The 20,993-nt window shown below is 72.1% G+C and carries 18 protein-coding genes and 1 pseudogene; 5 read left to right on the top strand and 14 right to left on the bottom strand.

Annotated features, from left to right (window positions below; all coding sequences use genetic code 11):
• Positions 1–24 precede the first annotated feature (24 nt).
• The 5 genes from ACFYPJ_RS13865 to ACFYPJ_RS13885 all read right to left on the bottom strand — a co-directional run bounded on the left by ACFYPJ_RS13865 (position 25) and on the right by ACFYPJ_RS13885 (position 5,433).
• A complete protein-coding gene (locus ACFYPJ_RS13865) occupies positions 25–1,368 on the bottom strand; it encodes a GAF domain-containing protein (RefSeq protein WP_389015331.1) in 1,344 nt (447 codons plus the stop codon).
• A 178-nt stretch (positions 1,369–1,546) separates the two neighbouring features.
• A complete protein-coding gene (locus ACFYPJ_RS13870) occupies positions 1,547–2,146 on the bottom strand; it encodes an N-acetylmuramoyl-L-alanine amidase (RefSeq protein WP_389015333.1) in 600 nt (199 codons plus the stop codon).
• A gap of 50 nt (positions 2,147–2,196) precedes the next feature.
• The gene (locus ACFYPJ_RS13875; protein WP_389015335.1) at positions 2,197–3,210 is read right to left on the bottom strand and encodes an acetamidase/formamidase family protein; all 1,014 of its coding nucleotides are present in this window, start codon (positions 3,208–3,210) and stop codon (positions 2,197–2,199) included.
• On the bottom strand, positions 3,207–4,691 hold the full coding sequence (locus tag ACFYPJ_RS13880; protein ID WP_389015338.1) for an APC family permease: 1,485 nt from the start codon (positions 4,689–4,691) through the stop codon (positions 3,207–3,209). Before ACFYPJ_RS13880 ends, ACFYPJ_RS13875 begins: the two co-directional genes overlap by 4 nt.
• 250 nt (positions 4,692–4,941) lie before the next feature.
• Positions 4,942–5,433, bottom strand: a complete 492-nt coding sequence (locus tag ACFYPJ_RS13885; RefSeq protein WP_389015341.1) for an NUDIX hydrolase — start codon at positions 5,431–5,433, stop codon at positions 4,942–4,944.
• 106 nt (positions 5,434–5,539) lie between these two features.
• Between ACFYPJ_RS13885 and ACFYPJ_RS13890 the strand changes: the two are divergent.
• Positions 5,540–6,290, top strand: a pseudogene (locus ACFYPJ_RS13890) (alpha/beta fold hydrolase).
• 7 nt (positions 6,291–6,297) lie between these two features.
• Here the strand turns inward: ACFYPJ_RS13890 and ACFYPJ_RS13895 are convergent.
• Both ACFYPJ_RS13895 and xylB read right to left on the bottom strand, forming a co-directional pair.
• The gene (locus ACFYPJ_RS13895; RefSeq protein ID WP_389015343.1) at positions 6,298–7,506 is read right to left on the bottom strand and encodes an ROK family protein; all 1,209 of its coding nucleotides are present in this window, start codon (positions 7,504–7,506) and stop codon (positions 6,298–6,300) included.
• Between the two features lie 54 nt (positions 7,507–7,560).
• Positions 7,561–9,006, bottom strand: a complete 1,446-nt coding sequence (xylB, locus tag ACFYPJ_RS13900) for a xylulokinase (RefSeq protein WP_389015346.1) — start codon at positions 9,004–9,006, stop codon at positions 7,561–7,563.
• Between the two features lie 179 nt (positions 9,007–9,185).
• Between xylB and xylA the strand changes: the two genes are divergently transcribed.
• A complete protein-coding gene (gene xylA, locus ACFYPJ_RS13905; protein ID WP_389015349.1) occupies positions 9,186–10,352 on the top strand; it encodes a xylose isomerase in 1,167 nt (388 codons plus the stop codon).
• A gap of 325 nt (positions 10,353–10,677) precedes the next feature.
• On the opposite strand, the gene ACFYPJ_RS13910 is transcribed toward xylA, so the two are convergent.
• Complete coding sequence (locus tag ACFYPJ_RS13910) at positions 10,678–11,979, bottom strand: SWF or SNF family helicase (protein WP_389015351.1); 1,302 nt, start codon at positions 11,977–11,979, stop codon at positions 10,678–10,680.
• Positions 11,976–14,834 (bottom strand): DEAD/DEAH box helicase, encoded by a 2,859-nt coding sequence (locus tag ACFYPJ_RS13915; RefSeq protein WP_389015354.1) that lies wholly within the window; start codon positions 14,832–14,834, stop codon positions 11,976–11,978. The genes ACFYPJ_RS13910 and ACFYPJ_RS13915 overlap by 4 nt, the downstream gene beginning before the upstream one ends.
• 261 nt (positions 14,835–15,095) lie before the next feature.
• Here ACFYPJ_RS13915 and ACFYPJ_RS13920 point away from each other — a divergent pair, with 261 nt between their 5' ends.
• Entirely contained in the window at positions 15,096–15,278 is a 183-nt protein-coding gene (locus tag ACFYPJ_RS13920) for a hypothetical protein (RefSeq protein ID WP_389015357.1), read from the top strand.
• A gap of 197 nt (positions 15,279–15,475) precedes the next feature.
• Here ACFYPJ_RS13920 and ACFYPJ_RS13925 read toward each other — a convergent pair whose 3' ends face one another.
• The 4 genes from ACFYPJ_RS13925 to ACFYPJ_RS13940 form a co-directional block, all read right to left on the bottom strand.
• Positions 15,476–16,366, bottom strand: a complete 891-nt coding sequence (locus tag ACFYPJ_RS13925) for a hypothetical protein (RefSeq protein ID WP_389015359.1) — start codon at positions 16,364–16,366, stop codon at positions 15,476–15,478.
• Positions 16,367–16,509: 143 nt separating this feature from the next.
• Positions 16,510–16,806 (bottom strand): hypothetical protein, encoded by a 297-nt coding sequence (locus tag ACFYPJ_RS13930; protein WP_389015362.1) that lies wholly within the window; start codon positions 16,804–16,806, stop codon positions 16,510–16,512.
• Between the two features lie 219 nt (positions 16,807–17,025).
• A complete protein-coding gene (locus ACFYPJ_RS13935; protein WP_389015365.1) occupies positions 17,026–17,625 on the bottom strand; it encodes a class I SAM-dependent methyltransferase in 600 nt (199 codons plus the stop codon).
• A 395-nt stretch (positions 17,626–18,020) separates the two neighbouring features.
• The gene (locus ACFYPJ_RS13940; RefSeq protein WP_389015368.1) at positions 18,021–18,449 is read right to left on the bottom strand and encodes a PPOX class F420-dependent oxidoreductase; all 429 of its coding nucleotides are present in this window, start codon (positions 18,447–18,449) and stop codon (positions 18,021–18,023) included.
• A 94-nt stretch (positions 18,450–18,543) separates the two neighbouring features.
• On the opposite strand from ACFYPJ_RS13940, the gene ACFYPJ_RS13945 reads away from it, so the two are divergent.
• Positions 18,544–18,957, top strand: a complete 414-nt coding sequence (locus ACFYPJ_RS13945) for a roadblock/LC7 domain-containing protein (protein WP_389015370.1) — start codon at positions 18,544–18,546, stop codon at positions 18,955–18,957.
• Between the two features lie 203 nt (positions 18,958–19,160).
• Positions 19,161–20,102 carry a DUF6397 family protein gene (locus ACFYPJ_RS13950; protein ID WP_389015373.1) on the top strand — a complete coding sequence of 314 codons (942 nt, stop codon included), beginning with the start codon at positions 19,161–19,163 and terminating at the stop codon, positions 20,100–20,102.
• A 9-nt stretch (positions 20,103–20,111) separates the two neighbouring features.
• Here the strand turns inward: ACFYPJ_RS13950 and ACFYPJ_RS13955 are convergent, their stop codons facing one another.
• The gene (locus ACFYPJ_RS13955; protein WP_389015376.1) at positions 20,112–20,978 is read right to left on the bottom strand and encodes an acyl-CoA thioesterase; all 867 of its coding nucleotides are present in this window, start codon (positions 20,976–20,978) and stop codon (positions 20,112–20,114) included.
• Between the last annotated feature and the right edge of the window lie 15 nt (positions 20,979–20,993).

The following is a 20,993-nucleotide window of genomic DNA, read 5'->3' on the forward strand; positions in this document are numbered from 1 at the left end:
CGTTGGACAGCTCGGGCGGCGAGGCTAGGGACCCGGACGTTGCAACCACGTTGCGCGGCCGGTCGGCGCCCCGGCCCGGCGGCATGTCGGTGCCCCGGCCGGATCGGCGGCAGGGGCGCGCGGTGCCGTCAGTTGTGCGTCCAGTTCGGTCAGACGCGAAAGGACCGACGGCGTCGGCCGCAGCACGGCCAGCGCCCGCCACACCTCCACGTCGGCCTCACCCCAGGGCGCGTGCGCCCAGTCGGCCAGCAGATCGGGATCGCCGCGCGCGATCAGCGCCGCGCGCAGGCCGTCGGCCAGGCTCCGCCGCAGCCGTACGACGGCCGGCGCCTGCGAACCCGGCAGCAGCGGACCGGCGTACGAGGCCACGGCTGCCGTGATGGCGCCCGCCGCCAGCCGCCGCTCCACCACGGCGACATCGGACTCCACCACGGCCGTCAGCCGATACGGCCGTGAAGCCAGCAGTCCAGGCCCCAACAGCCTGCGTAATCGGGCCAGTTCGGCGCGGATCGTCACCGGTGTCACCGACTCGTCCTCGTACAGCGCGCACAACAACTCGTCTCCGGTCAGGCCCTCCGGGTGACGGGCCAGCAGCACCAGCAGTTCACTGTGCCGACGGCTGAGGACGAGTGTGCGCCCGGCCAGCAGGAGCCGCGCCTCGTCGCGGCCCAGCGAGGTCAGAGCGGCCGCCTCGCCCCCGGACCGTGGCGGAGCCAGCAGTGCCAACTGGGATTCGGCGGCACGCGCCACTGCCTGCACGAACCCCAGGCTGTGCGGGTGTGCCAGCCCGTCCCCGCCCGTGATGTCCACGGCACCGAGCACCCGACCGGTGCGCGGATCGTGCACCGGCGCCGCGGCACACGTCCACGGCTGAACCTGCCGGATGAAGTGCTCGGCCGCGAAGACCTGCACGGGCCGGTCGACGGTGACGGCCGTGCCCGGCGCGTTGGTCCCGACGGCACTCTCCGCCCAGCGCGCACCCGGCACGAAGTTCATCCGGTCCGCCCTGCGCCGGGTGGCGGGATGGCCCTCCACCCACAGCAGCCTGCCGTGCGCGTCGCACACGGCGAGCAGATGCTCTCCGTCCGCCGCGAACGTGCCCATCAGCTCCCGGAACAGCGGCATGACCTGGGCCAGCGGGTGTTCGGCGCGGTAGGCGCCGAGGTCGCCGTCCGTCAGTTCCACGTGCGCGCTGCCGTCCGGCCCCACCCCCGCCCGCGCGGAGCGCCGCCAGGAATCCGCCACCACCGACCGCACCGGTCGCGGCACGGTGCCGGCCGTGGTGAACGTCTCGTGCGCCCGGCGCAGCACGCGAACGCGCTCGGTCGGATCGGCCCCCGGCTCCAGGGCCACCCACGGCTCTGTCAACTCGGCCTCCCCCCGGACGGCGATGCGACTGGGGACATCGTCACTCGGGGGGTCGGCCCGGACAACCGTTTCGACCGGGCTCACCCGAACGATGGGCGACGGGCGCGCGCCGGTGTACTACGCCCGGCGTGCGCCCGTTGGACCGCAGGGCCGCCCCCTCCGCTGCCGACGGGTCCGGTCAAGCGAGGTTGACGAGTCTGATGTAGCGCACCCAGTCCCAGTTCGGCCCCGGATCGGTGTGATCGGTCCCGGGCACCTGCGCGTGCCCGAGGATGTGCGTCCGGTCCTTGGGGATGCCGTACCTGTCGCAGATCGCCGCCGTCAGGTTCGCCGACTGCTCGTAGAGCGCGTCGGTGAAGTAGGCGGGCTGGTCCACCCATCCCTCGTGTTCGATGCCGATGCTGCGGGTGTTGTAGCTCCAGCTCCCCGCGTGCCAGGCGATGTCGGCCTCGCGCACGCACTGGGCCACGTGCCCGTCGGCGGACCGCACCACGTAGTGCGCGGACACCTGTTTCTGCGGGTTCTGGAAAATGGACAGGGTGGTGGCGTACGTCTCCTGCGTGACGTGGACGATCACGCGGTCGACGGAGTAGGCGCTGGGGCGGGTGGACTCCGTGAAGTTGGAGGTGCTGGCGGGCTGCCACTCGGCGGACGGATAGTCGACGGCTAGCGTCTGCGCATCGGCGCGCGTGCCGGGCAGCAGTGCGTAGGGCACCGCGGCGAGGGCCGCACCCTTCAGGATGCGTCGTCTGCTGGGCAGCGGTCTGGACCGGTCCATGGGCGATCACCTTTCGGGAGTGGGGGACTCGGGGAAGTGCGGTGGCGAGGTCAGATACGCAGCCCCGCCGCGGTCTCGCGCAGCTGCGCGTGCAGCCCGCGATGGGTCTCGCGGGCCGGCAGCCATTCCTTGCGGATCTTGGCCACACATGTGTAGTTGGTGTCGCACACGTTGGCCAACGGCGATTCGACCGCCTGGGTCGCGAACTGGTACGCGTCCAGCTCGGCGAAGCCGTAGTCACGTACCAGCCATTGCACGAGGTCGAGCTGGGAGATCCGGAAGGCGTCCTCCAACGGACGTGCCGAACCGGTGGAAATGATGTGGGAGTCGGATTCCAGGCGGGGCCACGGGGTGGAGACGCCCTTGAGGAGTTCGACGATCACGACGGTGTTCATCGCACACTCGACCGCCACCCCGCAGGTCTCGCCCTCGCCCTGCCGCGCATGCCCGTCACCCAGGCTGAGCAGCGCACCTTCGACGTTCACCCCGAGGTAGCAGGTGACGCCCGCCCGCATCTCGGGCGTGTCCATGTTCCCGCCGTGCGCGTCGGGCACCAGCGCCGAGCGCACCTCCAGATTGGCCGGGGCCACGCCCACGGTGCCGTGCATCGGATCGAGGGGCAACTCGGCCTCGATGTTGCTGTCGTGCGCCCGGAACAGCGCGGTGCGCCGCATCCGGTCCAGCTGCCAGATCCACACGGTCTCAGGCAGCGGAGGCTGGAGCGTGGCCGTGTTGTGCGTCGAGGTGAGCGCGCCGAACAGGGGCACCGTGGTCGACGCCGCCCAGTCACGGGCCGGCTCGATCGACACGAAGTGCACGGCCACCGTGTCGCCCGGCTCGGCGCCCTCGATGTGGAACGGCCCGGTCTGCGGGTTCAGGAACGGGAACTCGCACACCTCGGACACCAGGTCCTTCTCGGACCGCACCCGGCCGCCGAAGCAGTCCTCCGTGTACAGGTCGAGCACCGTTCCGGGCGTGATCCGCGCCACGGGCGGGACACCGCCGAACGTCCAGGCGTACTCGCCCGGTTCGGGCCGTACGGTCAGCACGCGCGGGTCGGTCATCGCTGTGCAGCTCCATTCTGCCGAGGGCCGGCGGACACGGGTTCGTCGAGGTGGACACGGGCTGTGTCGGCTATCCGGTCGGGGTGACGCCGTATCAGGATCACCAGGACGACGACTCCGGCCGCCATCCACACGCCGACCACCGGGCCTGCGTACGAAACCGGCGCCGCCAGCCGGGTCACGAAGTCGAACGCCGGTACTCCGGCAGCGGTCAGCAGGGCGGGGACGAACGCCACGGTGCCCAGCAACGGGAACAGCAGGTGCCGTACCGGTTTGAGGGTCGCGCGCCCCCGGCGCAGGAAGTATCCCGCGCAGGCCAGATTGACGACGATGTACACACCGATGACGACGGTGACGATCACCGTGGCCAACAGCAGGAACGCGGTCACCGGGTCGTAGCCGAAACCGAGACCGAGTATCGCGCCCACGGCTACGGCGCTCTGCACCGCGATGCCCGCGACGGGGGAGCGGTACGTGGGATGGAGCCGGGCGAGGAATCCGGGCAGGACACGAATGCGGGCCAGCGCGAAGGCCGTGCGTGTGGAGACGTTCGCGCACGCGTTGGCGTTGGCGATCGTCGAATTCACCACCGCGAGGAACACCAGCACCCAGAAGAGCCCGAACGAAGCCCGTGCGACCCCCTCCCAGGACGCCGCGCCCGACGCGCCGAACGTCCCGAAGCGGTCGGGACCGAAGTAGACGGTCATCGCGTAAGTCGTCACCACGTAGAACAGGCCGATGCCGAGGGCCGCGCCGAGCACCGCGCGGTGCATGGTCCGCCGGGGGTCGCGTGTCTCCTCGGCGAGCGGTGCCGCGGCCTCGAAGCCGGCGAATGCCAGCACCGTGTAGACGGAACCCGCGAAGACGCCGCTGATGCCTCCCTGGCCGTCGACGGTGTGCGACGTACCGAAGACCGACAGGGTGTTGTCCGCGCCCGCCCTGCCGATGAGCCAGCCGGCGAACACCAGGAGAACCACAACCTCGAAGACGCCGAGGACCAGGCCGAAGCGGACCGAGGCGCGCACGCCCAGATACCCGGCGACCGCTATGACGGCGGCGCCCGCGAGCGACCAGGGCCACCACAGGTCCGCCGGATACGACGACCATTCCTCGTGCAGTGTGCCGGCCGTGGTGAAGCCCAGTTGCAGGAGCAGCAGCGGCGGGATCAGTGCCTCCACGAACACATAACCCCAGCCGACGAGGAATCCCACGGCGGGATGCAGACCCCGCGCCGCGTAGGTGGCGACCGAACCGGCCGCCGGCAGTTCCCGAGCCAGGTCGGCCACGCAGGAGGCGGTGAACAGACAGGCCACCAGCGCAATCAGCACGGACAGCGGCAGGCTGCCACCCGCGAAGGCCGCACCCGACGGAATGGAAGCGGCGACCGCGGCGGCGGGCGCCATGGCCGTGATGCTCTGGAACAGGACCTCGCGCAGCCCGATGGCGTCCCGGCGCAGCCCTGACGCGGCTTCCCCCGACATCCGTGACCCCCCTCTTCCCGTCGTCCCTCGTGACGCGTCCGCAGGGATCTCACCGGTGGCCGGGTCGCGCCCTGCGTGAATTACGGTACGGCGCTTGCGGGTTGGGCAGAAGGGCGCCGTGTGATTCGGTGGACGAAGGCGAACCTGGGGATAACTCGGTCACCTGTTCGGGTGAATGCGGCCCTGGGGCAGTGGAAGAGGGCCGAGCCGGCGATGACACGCCCGGCCCCGGGCCACGCGCCGGCGGCAGTCAGACGGGATCGCCCTCACGCAGGTACGCGACGGTTCCCGCCACGGCTGCCGCGTGCAGGGAAACGAGCGTCGGCAGCGGTGCGGCGAGCGGCATGCCGGCCAACTCGTCGAGGCTGAACAGCCCATGCCGGTCGTGCTCGGAGCTGAGCCGGATCCCCGTGTCCCCGGCGATGCTTCCCCCGTCGAAGAAGCAGTCGAGGACCGGACCCGTGCCGAGCACGTCCGTCCGGTGGTCGATGCCGATCAGTCTGGGCGCCGGTGCGAGTTCGAGGCCCGTCTCCTCCTGCATCTCCCGGCGTGCCGCCGTCCACGGATCCTCACCGTGGTCCAGCATCCCACCGGGCAGCCACCAGGTTCCGGCGGCCGGCTGCCCGGGCCCGTAGCGCAGCATCAGGACCCGGCCCCGATCGTCCAGCATCACCACACACGAGGCCAGGAGAGCCATGGGCTGGGACTTGACCCACTCCTCGCGGGGCACCCAGTCCGTCATTCGCGCCTCCCGGCAGTTGTCCACACGCGGTCGTCGGACACCTTCCACGCACGGCCGACGGACAATCCGATTGCCCCTCCCGAACGTCCCTGCGAGGGTCGGGACCATGCCTGTCTTCTCCGCGCCCGACGGCACCGTACTGGCCTACCACGTCTTCGGGGACGGCCCACCAGTGGTCTGCCTCCCGGGTGGGCCGATGCAAGCCGCCGCCTACCTGAGCGGGTTGGGCGGCCTGTCGGCGTACCGCCGACTGATCATGCTGGATCTCCGTGGCACCGGCGCCTCCGGGGTGCCGGACGAGAAGGATTCGTACCGCTGCGACCGTCTCGTCGCTGGAGCGCCACCCGGAACACGTCCGCAGACTTGCGCTGATCACCCCCAGCCTGCTGGCCGTCGGCATCCCGGTCGACGCGGACCTGCGCCGCCGGACGGCGTCGCTGCGGGGCGGCGAACACTGGTTCCCGGCCGCCCGTGCGGCCCTTGAGGAGATTGTCGCCGGCCGCGCGACCGCCGCCGCGTGGCGGTCCGTCGCGCCCTTCGCCTACGGCCGTTGGGACGAGGCCGCGCGGTGCCACCGGGCAGCCGAGGACGGCCAGCGCAACGACGCGGCCGCCGCCGTCTTCGCCGCCGCGGGAGCCTTCGACCCGGACGCCACCCGTGCGGCGATCGCCGCCTTCGTACGCCCGGTGCTGCTGCTGGCCGGCGAGTTCGACCTGAATTCCCCGCCGCCCGCGGTGGCCGAGTACGCCGCGTTGTTCCCCGACGCGCGGTTCACCGTCCAGCCGGGCGCCGGTCACTACCCCTGGCTCGACGACGCCGGGCAGTTCGTCGGGACGGCGGAGGAGTTCCTCGGCTGAGACTGCCTCAGGCGGCGTGTTCGGCCACCGACGCCGGATCGTCTAGGACACCGCGCACCACGGAGTGCGCCGCGCCGAGCAACGGCCCCTCGGGGCCGAAACGCGACACCGACACCGGGCACGGCGGTCGTACCGTGCGGTCCGCCAGTTCGGCCGAGAGCGACGGCAGCAGCCAGGGCGAGAGCCCCGCCAGCGCCCCGCCCAGTACCACCGACTCGGGGTCGAGCAGGTTCACCGCGCCGGTCAGGGCGATGCCGAGCGCGGTGCCGGCCTCGTGCAGGGCCTGTCGTGCGCCCTCGTGCCCACCGTCGGCGCTCCGGGCGAGCCGCCCGACCAGGTCCTCACCGGACGGGAGACCGGCGGCACGTACGACGGCCTCCTCACCGGCGTACTGTTCGAGACAGCCGCGCCCGCCGCACGGGCAGCGCGGTCCGTCCGGCCGGACGGGTACATGGCCCAGCTCCCCCGCGAAGCCCCGGGTCCCGCGCAGCAGCTGCCCGTCCACCACGACCGCGGCGCCGATGCCGATCTCGGCAGACACGTGCAGGAAGTCCCGCGGGGTGCCCTCGCCGAGCCAGAGTTCCGCGAGCGCGCCGAAGTTGGCCTCGTTGTCCACGGTCAGCGGCAGGCCGACGGGGAGCAGGGCGCCGAGGTCCGTCTCCCGCCAGTCGAGGTTCGGGGCGCGGACGACCGTGCGGGCGTCGCGTGCCACCAGGCCGGGGACCGCCACGGCAAGCCCCGCCGCCCACAGTCCCGCCCGTTCGGCCTCGGCGACGACGTCGCGGACGAGCGTGGCGAGGTCGTCGAGCACCGGTCCGGCGGCGCGACCCCGGTTGGGACCGTGCCGCACGGCACGCGCGCGTACGTCTCCGCGCAGGTCGACCGCGCACACCGCGAGGTGGTCGACGCCCACGTCCGCGCCGATCCCGGCCGGCCCGCGGCCGCTGACGGCGAGCGCCGATCCCGGGCGGCCGACCCGGCTGGGCCGCTCGGGGCCGAGTTCCTCCAGGAGCCCCCACCGGGTCAGCTCCTCCACCAGGGTCGACACCGCGGCCCGGGTCAGCCCGATGCGCGAGGCGACCGCGGCTCTGGACAGCGGTCCCTCGGCGCTGACGGCGTGCATCACCCGGGCCAGGTTGCGGCGGCGCATGCCCTGCTGGGTGTCGGGCAGGGCGCGGCCCGATGCGGCCGGGCCCTCGTGCAGCGGTGCGGTCATGCCTGCGTCGATCCTCGCTCCGTGTCCCTCAACGGCCTTCCCGTGCGGTACCGGTCACCGGGCGTCCGTCCCCCGGGCCAGCAGCGGGGCCGCGTCGGAGAGTACCGCGGAGATCCGGGCGAGCGTCGCCTCGTCCCGGTCCACGGCGTCCAGCACCGGACCCGCGGCCGTGTTCCACCGGCGGGCGACCGCGGCCGGATCCTCGCCGGTCAGCAGCCCGGCGGCCTGTGCCGCCGCGCCGAGCGCAACCAGTTCCCCGGCGTCGGGGACCTGTACGGGCCGTCCCGAAAGCCGCCGTACCGTCTGCTGCCAGGCCGTGCCGCGGGCGCCGCCGCCGATCAGCAGCATTGGCGCACTGCGGTCGGCGTCCTCGTCCAGCACCAGGTCGAGGGCGCCGAGCAGCGCGTGGACAGCGCCGTCGTACGCCGCCTGGAGGAACTGCCCCGCCGTCGTGTCGTGGCGCAGCCCGTGCAACAGCCCGGAGGCGTTCGGCAGGTTCGGGGTGCGTTCGCCGTCCAGGTACGGCAGCAGGGTGACGGCACCGCCGGGTTCGACCGCCTCGCGGTCCAGGCCCAGCAGCGTGGCGACGCGGTCGACGGCGAGGGTGCAGTTCAGCGTGCAGGCCAGTGGCAGCCAGTCCCCGCGAGCGTCGGCGAAGCCCGCGACCGTGCCGGTCGGGTCGGCTGGACGGTGCGTGGACACCGCGTACACGGTGCCGGAGGTGCCGAGGCTCAGCACCGGAGTGCCGGGGCGGAGGCCGAGACCGAGCGCGGCCGCGGCGTTGTCACCGGTGCCGGGCGCCACCAGGGTGCCCTTGGAGAACGGCAGGTCGTGGCTGTGGCGGACGGTTCCCGCCACCTCGCCCGGCCGGACCACGCGGGGCAACAGCGCCGGGTCGAGTCCCACATGGGCGAGGGTCTCCTCGTCGTATGCCCCGGTGCCGGACGCCCACCAGCCCGTGCCGGAGGCGTCGCCGCGGTCCGTCCCGCCCTGGCCGGTGAGGCGCTCGGTGAGGTAGTCGTGGGGCAGGCGCACCGCCTTGGTGGCGCGGACCGCCTCCGGCTCGTGTTCGGCGAGCCAGGCCCACTTGGTGACCGTGAAGGACGCGCTGGGCACGCTGCCGGTACGTTCCGCCCATGCCTTGGGGCCGCCCAGTTCCTCGACGAGGCGGTGGGCCTGCGGCGCCGAGCGGACATCGTTCCACAGCAGCGCCGGCCGGACCGGTTCGCCCGCGCCGTCCAGGGTGACCAGGCCGTGCTGCTGGCCGCCGATCGACACCGCGGCGGCCTCGCGTGCCGCGTCGCCGCACTGGCTCAGCGCCTCGCACAGGGCGTCCCACCACTGGCGCGGGTCGCTCTCCCGGCCCGCGCCGGTGGTGACGGTGTGCGGCGCCTGGCCGCCGGCCACGATCCGGCCCGTGGCCGCGTCGACGACCAGCGCCTTGGTGGACTGGGTGGACGTGTCCACGCCGACGACGAGCGGACCATCGGCTGCTGACATCGGGCTCTCCCTCTCCCGCGGCTCGCGGGATCCGGCCTGTGTTCTTCGGTCTGTCCGCGAGGGTGACGACCGGGCGTCACTCCTTTGGGGACATCTTCATCCCTTCCCAGGGATGCAGTCGCATACTAATTTGTAAACCGCCATGACGAAATAGTCGCAAGCGAGCAAGGAGCCGCGGCATGAACTACCGGCCCACCCCTGAGGACAGGTTCACCTTCGGTCTGTGGACCGTCGGCTGGCAGGGCAGGGACCCGTTCGGGGACGCCACCCGCCGGGCCCTCGACCCGGTCGAATCGGTGCAGCGCCTCGCGGAACTCGGCGCCTACGGAGTGACCTTCCACGACGACGACCTGATCCCCTTCGGTTCCTCCGACACCGAGCGTGAGTCGCACATCAAGCGGTTCCGGCAGGCCCTTGACGCCACCGGCATGAAAGTGCCCATGGCCACCACCAACCTCTTCACCCACCCCGTCTTCAAGGACGGCGCGTTCACCGCCAACGACCGCGACGTGCGTCGCTACGCCCTGCGCAAGACCATCCGCAACATCGACCTGGCCGCCGAACTGGGCGCGACGACCTATGTCGCCTGGGGCGGCCGGGAAGGCGCCGAATCCGGCGGCGCCAAGGACGTCCGGGCCGCCCTCGACCGCATGAAGGAGGCATTCGACCTGCTCGGCGAGTACGTCACCGCTCAGGGCTACGACCTGCGCTTCGCCATCGAGCCCAAGCCGAACGAGCCCCGCGGCGACATCCTGCTGCCCACCGTCGGCCACGCACTCGCCTTCATCGAGCGACTGGAACGCCCCGAGCTGTACGGCGTCAACCCCGAAGTCGGCCACGAGCAGATGGCCGGCCTGAACTACCCCCACGGCATCGCCCAGGCCCTGTGGGCAGGAAAACTCTTCCACCTCGACCTCAACGGCCAGAACGGCATCAAGTACGACCAGGACCTGCGGTTCGGTGCCGGCGACCTGCGCGCCGCGTTCTGGCTGGTCGACCTCCTGGAGACCGCCGGCTACGACGGCCCGCGCCACTTCGACTTCAAGCCCCCGCGGACCGAGGACCTCGACGGCGTATGGGCCTCCGCGGCCGGCTGCATGCGCAACTACCTCATCCTGAAGGACCGCGCCGCAGCCTTCCGGGCCGACCCTGAGGTCCAGGAAGCCCTCCGGGCCGCCCGCCTCGACCAGCTCGCCCAGCCCACCGCCGCCGACGGCCTGCAGACACTCCTGGCCGACCGCAGCGCCTACGAGGACTTCGACGTGGCGGCCGCCGCCGCCCGAGGCATGGCCTTCGAACACCTCGACCAGCTCGCCATGGACCACCTCCTCGGCGCCAGGGGCTGAACGCACGCGCGCGTGGGAACGACCGCGCGCACACGCGCGTGTGTGTGGGAACGACTGCGCGCGCGTGGGGCGGCGGATTTCCTGCCGCCCCACGCGCGCGTGCTGATGACCGACCGGTGCCGCTGTGCTCCGGCTCGGGGTCGTCCACATGCCCTGAGGAAGCCGGACGTAGGCCACGGTCGTCCCGATGCCGCTGTCGACGCGCCGGCCCTCAGCGTCGAAGGCGCCCGAGCCGTCGGTCACCCCGAAGCCGACGTCATTGATATCGACGGCACGGCGTCGGCCTCGCAACCGCGGCTGATCTTCCGGTGCAGCCGTTCGTCCGTCACCCCTGCACGGTCGTCGAGCCGTCCGGACCCGCCGACGGCTCCTCGCGCTCCTCGGCAAGGGAGAACCGCGCCGCCGCGAGCGCCGTCGCCGGATCCCGTGCCGCGTCTCCCGCGGGGATCCAGCTACCGTCCTTGCGGTAGGGCCACCAGCGGCCGTCCCGTCCCCACCGCAGCTGGACGTCCTCACCCTGGACCGCCGTCCACCGGTTGCCCGTCCGATGGAACACCGGCCGGTCGTCCTGGTCCCAGGCCGCCTCCAGAAGGGCACACGCGCGTGCCAGGGCGGCTCCCTCCACCGGCCACTCCTCGTCGAGTACCGACAGCGCCGCGGTGCCGCCGAGACGCCAGGCGCGCACGGCAGTCGCCAGCCCTTCCCGACCGCGCCCCGAACCGTCCGTCAGCCGGTGGGCGACGGCTCCTTCAGGAGCCCCGGAGGCGAGCCGCACGACATCCTGCCCGAGCGTCAGCTCCCACTCGTCCCGCCCACCTTCCGGCTCACCGTGGAGTGCCACGGTGAGCAGGCGGTATGCCTCCACGGAGGTCCGCGCGGCAAGGTACCCGAGGCAAGCCGGGTCGACCCCGGGCGTGGGCGCCGCCTCGGCGTCGAAGGACGGCGGCCGGCCGGGTGCGTCCGGAAGGACGGGCGGAGCGGGCAGAGGAGGCAGGATGTCGCCGGCCGCCCAGGCTTCCGCAGCGTCCACCCCTTGCGGCGCCCCCTCGGGCACCGCGGTACGCAGGTGCAGGGCGTCCAGGAGGGCCTGCCTGTCCCGTCCCCGCAACAGCAGCAGCACGAACGGATCCTCGTCCAGCAGCCGTGCCACCTGGTGGCACAGCGCCGCGGTGTGCCCGCAGTGGTCCCAGGCGCCGCAGTCGCACTCCGGCTCCAGGTCGCCCAGCCCGGGCAGCAGGTCGATGCCCGCGGCCGCCGAGTCCTCGACCAGGTGCGGTGGCATCTCGCGGTCGAGCAGCGCCGCCAGGTGTCCCGCCCGCTCGACGGCCAGGTCGAGGAATTGGACCCACTGTTCGCCCGACAGCTCCGGCAGCAGGACGTCCGCACGGTGCGCCGCCCGGCCGGGGTCCCGGACGACGGCTGTGACCCGGCCGGGCCGCACCGAGACCGCACCCACCGCTCCCGAGCGCGCGAGCCGGCGTCCCGCCTTCACCTGCGTTCCGTCCAAAGCCGTGTCCTCCAGGGCGCGCAGCCACGCCCTGCCCCACCATGTCTGCGCGAAGCCCCGCCCGCGTGCAGGCGGCAGAGCCGGGAACGTACGCTCCGCCTGCTCCTCGTACCGGGTCATCGCGCCTCCCCGCGCAGTTCCACCAGGCCGGCCAGCTCCCGGTCGGTCAGTTCCGTGAAAGCCGCCTCCGCGGAACCGAGGACGGCGTCGGCCAGCGCCCGTTTGCGGCTGAGCAACTCCGCGATGCGGTCCTCGACGGTCCCCTCGGCGATCAGCCGGTGCACCTGCACGGGCCGGGTCTGCCCGATGCGGTACGCCCGGTCGGTGGCCTGCGCCTCCACTGCGGGGTTCCACCAGCGGTCGTAGTGCACGACGTGCTCGGCCCGGGTCAGGTTCAGCCCCGTCCCGGCAGCCTTCAGGGAGAGCAGGAAGACGGGCACCTCGCCGTCCTGGAAGCGCCGCACCAGTGTCTCGCGCTCGGCCACGGGCGTGCCGCCGTGCAGCAGCTGCGTTTGCACCCCACGGGCCGCGAGATGCCGCTCCAGGAGACGTGCCATCCGCACGTACTGCGTGAAGACGAGAACGCCCGCCCCCTCGGAGAGGATCGTGCCGAGGAGTTCGTCCAGCGACTCCAGCTTGCCCGACCGTCCCGAGATCCGCGGATCGTCCTCCTTGAGGAACTGCGCCGGGTGATTGCAGATCTGCTTCAGTCCGGTCAGCAGCTTCACGATCAGTCCGCGGCGTGCCATGCCGTCGGTCCCCGAGATCGCGTCCAGCGTCTCCCGCACCAGAGCCTCGTACAGGCCCGCCTGTTCCGCGGTCAGAGGTACGGCGTGATCGGTCTCGGTCTTCGGCGGCAGCTCGGGCGCGATGCCCGGGTCCGACTTGCGGCGGCGCAGCAGGAACGGCCCCACCAGCCGGGCGAGCCGCTGCGCGGCGGCGGGGTCACGGGCACCCTCGACCGCCTGTCCGAAGCGGGCGCGGAACGCACCGTGCGGCCCGAGCAGTCTCGGGGTCGTCCAGTCGAGGATCGCCCACAGTTCCGAGAGGTTGTTTTCCACGGGCGTGCCGGTGAGCGCCACGCGCGCGCGTGTCTCGACGGAGCGCAGCGCCCGCGCGGTTGCCGAGTACGGGTTCTTCACGTGCTGGGCCTCGTCGGCGACGACCATGCCCCAGGGAACCCCGCCGAGCCGCCCCGCGTCCAGGCGGAGCGTGCCGTAGGTCGTGAGGACGAACTCTCCGTCGGCCGGGGAGTCCAGACTGCGCCGCGGGCCGTGGAAGCGGCGCACCGGTGTGCCGGGAGCGAACCTCTCGATCTCGCGCTGCCAGTTGCCCAGCAGGGACGCCGGACAGACCACGAGTGTGGGACCGGCCGCGGCGGCGTCCTCCTGACGGTGCAGATGCAGGGCGATCAGCGTGACGGTCTTGCCGAGCCCCATGTCGTCCGCCAGGCAGCAGCCGAGCCCCAGGGACGTCATCCGGGCCAGCCAGCTGAAACCACGCACCTGGTAGTCGCGCAGGGTGGCGGTGAGCGCCGCAGGCAGGCCGACGGGCTGCTGCCCCTCGGGGGCCATGAGCCGCTTCCGCAGCTCCGCCAGCCACCCGGTGGGCCGTACGTCGACCCGGCGGCCGTCGACCTCCGTGGAGCCGGTCAGTGCGGCGCCGAGCGCCTCGACGGGCGTCACCGCGCGGTCCTGCCGCGCACCCGCGTGACGCACTTCCCGAGGGTCGATCAGCACCCACTGGTCGCGCAGTCGTACGAGGGGACGTCCGGTGGCCGCCAGCCGGTCGAGTTCCGCGCGGGAGAGTTCCCGGCCGTCCAGCGTGAACCGCCAGGTGAACGCGAGCCGTGCGTCGGCCGAGAGGAACGACGGCACCCGCGTGCGTTGTGCGGCTCGCGCGTCCCCGTCGTCCGGCGGGCCGATGTCCACTCCGGCGGACAGGTCCCGTGACACCTCCTTGGGCCAGTGCACTTCGACGCCCGCCTCGGACAGCGCCCGGGTGCCGGCTCCGAGGAGTTCGGCGACCTCGTCTTCGGAGAGCTCGACACGGTCCGGTACGGCCGCCGAGAGCAGGGCTGTGAGCGGTGGCCAGGCGCGCGCCGCGCGGCGCAGGGCCAGCAGCGTGTCCAGCCGCGCGCGGGCGCCGAAGGCCGCGACCGCCGGTCCGCCCGACCACACCTCGGCCGCGTCCGCGACAGCCGCCGGTCCGCCGACGGTGTGCACCTGGAGCACGGTGCGGAACCGTGGCGCGGCGTCGTCGAACGCGTCGTCGAGGCCCTGTACCTCGATCCGTAGTGAGAGGCGTACGCCGGCGTCGTGGCCCGCGGCCACGTCGTCCGCCCACGCCCGCTGCCGGGGCAGGTGCTGCGGCTGTGCCGCCGCGTACGCCGGGCCGCCGGTGACCAGCGATGCGGCGGGGGAGCGGGGGAGCGTGTCGGCGACCGCGTCCAGGAAGGAACGCAGCAGCGGCTCCGGATCGGGCAGCCTGGGCGGCCCGGCGTCGCTCACCGGGACGGCGTGCGCCTCGGGCGGCATCGAGGCCGCCAGCTCGCGGACGGTGTCCGCGTCCTTGGCGGACAGGGGACCGATCCGCCAGGCGTCGTGATCGGCCGGGGAGAGCCCGGGCAGCAGCAGACCGCGGGCCAGGAAGTGCAGGGCGAGCACGGCTGCCGAACCCCAGAAGGCGGTGGCCCGGTCCGCGAGCGTGTCGGTACGCGCGTGCGTGAGCACCGGCAGGGCGGCGGGTACCGGCAGCAGCACCGCCGGTACCCGCACCCGCTCGATCCCGTGCTCGCCGGGCACGGCCACGCTCAGGTCCGCGACGGCACCCGAGCCCGCGGTGGCGGGTGGGAGGCCGTCCGGCCGCCAGAAGGCGACGTGGCCGGCCCGCGCGGGATCGGTCGGCAGGAAGACGGCACAGCAATGGGTCAGTTCGGACGGCTCGGAGGATGGCACCGCGGTGATGCTCTGCACGGCTCTGCCCTACTCCTCAAATTTGACTACTGGGGGGGAGAGGGTGCCGAAGTTACCTCACGACCGCGGTAGACCCCGAACGGCTACGCTGTGACCTGAGTCACTTCACTTGATGTTCGACAGGGGGCAGGGAAGTCCGGTCTCAGGGATGCGTAAGGGACTGGTATCAGGGACGTCTCAGGGGTGCGGTCCGGAACCGTGGGAAGCGCGGGCCCGTTTTCAGAGCAGAGAGCGGCAGTGGCCGCGAAGGAGGCGACGTACATGTCGAAGAACGCGAAGATCGCCGCAGGGGGTGTGGCGGTCGGGCTCATCCTGCTGATCTGGCTGCCGTGGTGGGTGGCGTTCCTGATCGTGGTGGGAGTCCCGGCCGCCGCGTATCTGACGCTGGACCCTTCACAGCGGCGCAGGCTGCGCCGAGCGGCCCGCAAGGAGATCGGGCGCTGAGACACCGGCGTCGCGGCGGGTCGCCCTTCGGCACCGCGCGGCCTCTTCGGCGCGCAGCAGCCGGTCACGTCGCCGCCCCCGCACCGGACGTCGGCAGGGTCAGGGGGCGGTGACAGGACACCGAAGTCGCTGCGAACCTGGATCGGCCAGGTGGTCGGCCGGAGCCCGTACCGCGCCGGGGCGCGGGCCCGGGGCCATCAACTGGGGCGTACGGCCAGCTTGTCGAGGGCTTCCAGAAGGCTAGGCAGCTCCGGGCCGCGGCCCACCGGCAGTACTTCGCCGGGTTCGTCGTCCAGCAGGACGAAGGCGATGTCGTCGGTGCGGGCGACCAGCGACCAGCCGGGGCCGTCGGCGCGGAGCGTCCGGGCGTTGCCCGGGGCGAAGGCCGAGCGGACCCGGCCGAGAGGTGGTGGCGCGTCCACGTAGGCCCGGGCCTCGGCCAGGACACGCCGGATGCCGCGGTGACCGGCGGCCGGTTCCGGCCCCCCGTTCGAGGCTGCTTCCGGTCCTTGCGCGGAGGCTGCTTCCGGCCCCTGGTCCGTGGCTGCTTCGGCGGTCAGCTGCGGAGCCGATGCGGGTGCGGGGAGGTCGGCCTCGCCGATCTGTTCGCGCCAGACCGCCCACTGCAAGGCGATCTCGTCGGCGCCCAGCCGTCGCTGGGCCGGTCCCCAGGTACCGGTGTCCGGTGGGGTCAACGCCGGGCCGTCCACCTCCTCAGGATCCGGATCGTGCGGGGCCGGCACCCCTGGCGCGGCCACCGCGACCGCGAGCGGCCAGCCCGGCAGAGCCGCGACGACCGTGCGCTCGTCCGGTGACAGGTCGTGCTCCATGCCGCAGTCCCAGGAGGCGATCGCGACAGCCACCAGCGAGACGTCGTCGATGACGACCGTCCAGCGGGCGCCCGCACCGTCCTGGCCGAGCACCAGGCCGTACCCGTCGGCCAATGGCGCGAGGCCGAGCGCCGCGCAAGCCTCCGGATAGTCGTCGCCCAGCACGCTCGGAAATTGCGCGGGCGTCAGCAGTACTGCCGTGAGCACGTACAGCGCATCGTCCGCGGCGGCGACGACCTCCTCGTCCGTCCCGGCCATCCCAGCCTCCCCAGTGGTTCGTCCAACGGCGCGCACCATAGTGCGACCGGAAGCCGGTTGTCACGATTCCCTTTCACACCCGGACCTGCAGTTTTCCTCCTGGACCGGGCGAAACGACCCGCGGAACGGCGGTGGCTCTGCGCTCAGGCCGTCGGCAGCCCCAGGAGGTCACGGGCCACCGCGCGCGGCGACTCGTCGCGCTCCCGGGCCAGCGCGATGACGGCCCGGCAGGCCAGTTCGCTCACCCCGAACGACAACGCCTCCGGAGACACCCAGGTCGCCGTCTCGTCGATCTGGTCCTGGTCGTCCTCCGCTCGGGCCGCCACATGGGCGGCTGCGGCTTCGAACAAGTTGTGGGCGCGTCGTTCACGAAGTCCGGCGTTCTCCGCGTCTGCGGAACCGCCGAATCCGGCGACGTACGCGCGAATTCTGTCGAACATGCGGACCACCTTCCTCCTGTGTCCGGCCTTCTTCCGTCCTGCGTCCGTTCCCCTCAACCTAAGGTCGCGGCCGCGGTGACAGAAGAGGGCGTGTTGGTGAGGGAAGAGGACACCTCGGTGGTGGAGGGGAGCAACCGGGGAGGGCGGGAGCATGGCGGAGGCGGACGGGGCGCCGAGACAGGACGGGTTCGTGCCCGGTCGTGGTGCCCCGAACCGTGCTCAGCCCTCCCGGACCGCCAGGGCGAGAAACCGATCGTCCTCGTCGATGTAGGAAGTCATACGCCACCCCGTACCCGCCAGCAGCGGCCGGAGGTTGACTTCGGCGCGCAGGCCGTCCGGCGTGATCCGCCGCCCCTGGCGGGCCGCGAGCGCCGCGCGGCCGATCGGATGGAAAAGGGCCAGCGTGCCACCCGGCCGCACCACACGAGCCAACTCCCGAAGATCCTCGCCGGGATGGGGCAGATGAGAGATCAGCCCGGCCGCGAACACGGCGTCGATGGCCGCCGTACGCAGCGGTAGTGCGATCACGTCGGCGAGCAGCAGCCGCCCGTCCCGGTCCCGGCCGGCACGTACCGCCTCATGGAGCATCGCAGGAGTCAGGTCGACGCCCAGGACCACTCCGGACGTGCCCACGGCCGCACGCAACGGCGGCAGGGCGCGGCCCGTACCGCATCCCGCGTCGAGCACGCGATCCCCGGGCCGCAGCCCGAGAGCGGTGACGGCGGCGGCGTAGGCCGGACCGTCGTCCGGAAACCTCCGGTCCCAGTCGGCCGCACGGGCGGTGAAGAACTCCTGCACGTGTGTGTGGTCGTCGCTCATGTTCGGCATGATCCCGCACCAGCGCGAAAGGCGCCTCCGCGCCCATGTCCGAGCGTGATGCGATCGTTCCAGCACATCTCCACCTCAAAGATCGACTCCTATCGACAGGGGTCGCCTTCGGTGTCCCGTCCCGGCGGGCGTCCGGGCCCTGGAACGCCTGTAACACACCGCATTCGGCGGCAGCCCGCCGCAGGCTGTCATGGGCTGGGGGACGTGTCGGCTCGGCGCCGGGCGCGTCGCACCATCCGCGCGTGCGTCCCCGGCCGTTCGCGTCACGACGGGTTGTCCACCGCGGCTTCAGTGATCCCCGGCTCTCACCCTCTGCGGTCACACCGCCGGGCCGGGCGTCGGAAGCACGCCCTCCTCCGGCCCGGCGGCTGTGCACTGAAATGCTGTCAGTCCGCCAGATCCCGTACCGCCACCACCTTGTCCACGGCGACACGGACCAGCAGTTCACCCGGTACCCCGTTGCGCGCGCCGAACTCCTCCGCGCGCTCCTCGCCCATGTACCTGGCCCCGATCCTGGTCGCCCAGTGCCGGATCTCGCCGAGATCCTCCGACAGCCGGGCCTGCCCGTTCAGCACGACGAAGTGGAACGGCGGCCGGTCGTCGTCCACGCACAGTGCGACCCGCCCGTCACGGGCCAGATTGCGCCCCTTCACCGTTTCCTTTCCTGTGTTGAAGACCACGTCGTCCCCGTCCAGCAGGAACCAGATCGGGGCGACGTGCGGACTTCCATCGGCCCGTACGGTGGACAGCTTTCCGGTGCGGGTCCCGTCAGAAACGAACGCCCGCCATTCCTCATCGGTCATCTTCTGTGCCATGCCTCCCATCCTCCTTGCCGGGACGACGGCCGTGGGTAAGGCTGGCTTAGGGATCCTCCGGCCAGGGGGGAGACATCACACGGGGAGACGGAACATGGGGCAGAACCAGCGGCTCGGTTGGTTGCTCGACGACCTGACCGAACGCGTGGAACACGTACGGCATGCACTGGTCCTGTCGAACGACGGACTGGTGACGGGGGCGAGCACCGGCCTGCGCCGCGAGGACGCGGAGCACCTCGCCGCGATAGCCTCCGGGCTGCACAGCCTGGCCAAGGGCTCGGGACGCCACTTCGGCGCGGGCAGAGTGCGCCAGACCATGATCGAATATGACGACGCCGTGCTGTTCGTGAGCGCCGCGGGTTCCGGCAGCTGTCTGTGCGTGCTCAGCGGCGCCGAAGTGGACATCGGCCAGATCGCCTACGAGATGACACTGCTCGTCAACCGGGTCGGTGAACACCTCGGCGTGGACGCCCGGCAACCCGAGCGCGGACCTTCTTCAGATCAGTGACGGCAGATCTCTCGCGGATCTTCGGCGGATCTCTTGCAGATCCCCGACGAGAATATTCCTGATCGTACCTCTCTGACCTGTGCTTTTGTCCTGCCCGATGGAGTTGTCCACAGGCTCGCCACGACATCCGTCCGAGCGGCTAACGTCATGTGTCACGGCGAACGCACACAGCGTGAGCACCGACTCCACGGGGGAGTAGCACCATGCCGGGCAGCACTGTCGCATCACCTCGCCAACTCACCTGCGCCCCGAGCCGCGCCGCACGTGAACTCGGGCTCAAACGCGGTGAGTTCGATCTCGCCGTGCATCTCGGGCGCATTCGGACCGTACTGGACGAGGGCGGTGGAGGCCGCAGGGTCGCACGGACGGAGATCGATCGCTTGTGTGCGGCCGCGGACTTCCCCGAAACCCTCCGGGAGGGCGTCGCGACCGTGGGCACCGCGGCGGGCGCTGCGCTCCTGGACGTGCCGGCCGGCCGGTTCACCCGACTCGCGCGCCTCGGCCTGGTGGCGCCCGTCAAGCTCTACGTCAATCGTTACCGCGCGGTGGTCTGGCTCTATCTGGCCGACGAACTGCGCCGGTTCGTGTCCGACGGCCAGTGCGCCGACCTGCTGACGGGCCGTATGCCCGAGGAACTGCGCGGCCGGCTGGGGGCCGGACTCGATCTCCGCCCCCGCAACTGGCGCGGACGTCACCTGGGATTCCTGCTGCGGCAGACCGACGACCCGTGGGAGCGTGCCGGGGCCGTGGCTGCTTTCCTCGACCCCGCCCACGTCGCGGACATCGTCCCTGACCCCCACGAGCGCGCCCATCTCAACCGTTTCCGGCCGGGGCCGCCCGTCCACGGCAGGCCGGGATCACCCTCCGCACACCTCGCGGAGAAGCTGATGACAGCGGACCACCAGGACGAGATCGGCTGGCTGAGGAGCGAGTTGGCACGCGCGGTGGACGAGGCAGGCGCCCAGAGGTCCGCACCGCGTCACGTCGGACCTGTCGTACCGCGCCCTCGGCAACCAACTCCCGCGCCTGCCCGCAGCAGGGCAGCCACTCCCCGCTGTGCACCGTCGGCGGCCAGGACACCCGAGCGGCCCGGCGGACTGCTCGACCGGCTGCGCGGCAGAAGTTACCGGTGTGCGCGAGCGTGAGACCTTCGGCTACAGGGACCGGAACAGACCCTCCTGGACGACCGATACGAGCGGGCGCCCCTCCTGGTCGTAGATGCGGCCGCGGGCCAGTCCGCGGCCGCCGGTCGAGATCGGCGACTCCTGGTCGTACAGCAACCACTCGTCCGCGCGGAACGGGCGGTGGAACCACATGGCGTGGTCGAGGGACGCCAGGTCGAAGTTCCGCCGTCCCCACAGCGGTTCGACCGGGATGCGGACCGCGTCGAGAAGGGTCATGTCGCTCGCATAGGTGAGCGCGCAGGTGTGCACCAGCGGATCGTCGCCCAGCGGGCCCACCGCGCGCATCCACACCGCGCTGCGCGGCTCCGCGTCCTTGACGTCCTCGGCGTTCCACCGAAGCCGGTCGACGTAACGGATGTCGAAGGGCTGACGGCGTGCCATCCGCTCCAGCTGATCCGGCAGGGCCCCGAGGTGCTCGCGGATCTCGTCGGCGATCGTCGGCAGCGTTTCCGGATCCGGTACCTCCCGGGCCGGCGGCAACTGGTGCTCGAACGGTCCTTCCTCAGGTTTGTGAAAGGAGGCGGTCAGATTGAAGATCGTGCGGCCCTGCTGCACAGCGGTCACCCGCCGGGTGGTGAACGACCGGCCGTCGCGGATGCGCTCCACCTGGTACACGATCGGCACACCCGGCATGCCCGGGCGGAGGAAGTACGCGTGCAGCGAGTGCACGGGGCGCTCGCTGTCGGTGGTGCGCCCAGCGGCGACCAGCGCCTGGCCCGCGACCTGGCCGCCGAAGACCCGTTGCAGGGATTCCTGCGGGCTGCGGCCACGGAAGATGTTGACCTCGATCTGTTCCAGGTCGAGCAGGTCGACGAGTCTTTCGGCGGGGTTCGTCATGCGCGTGATTCTCCA

Origin of the sequence: Streptomyces sp. NPDC006012 (assembly GCF_042871185.1) — a bacterium.
Classification (GTDB): domain Bacteria; phylum Actinomycetota; class Actinomycetes; order Streptomycetales; family Streptomycetaceae; genus Streptomyces.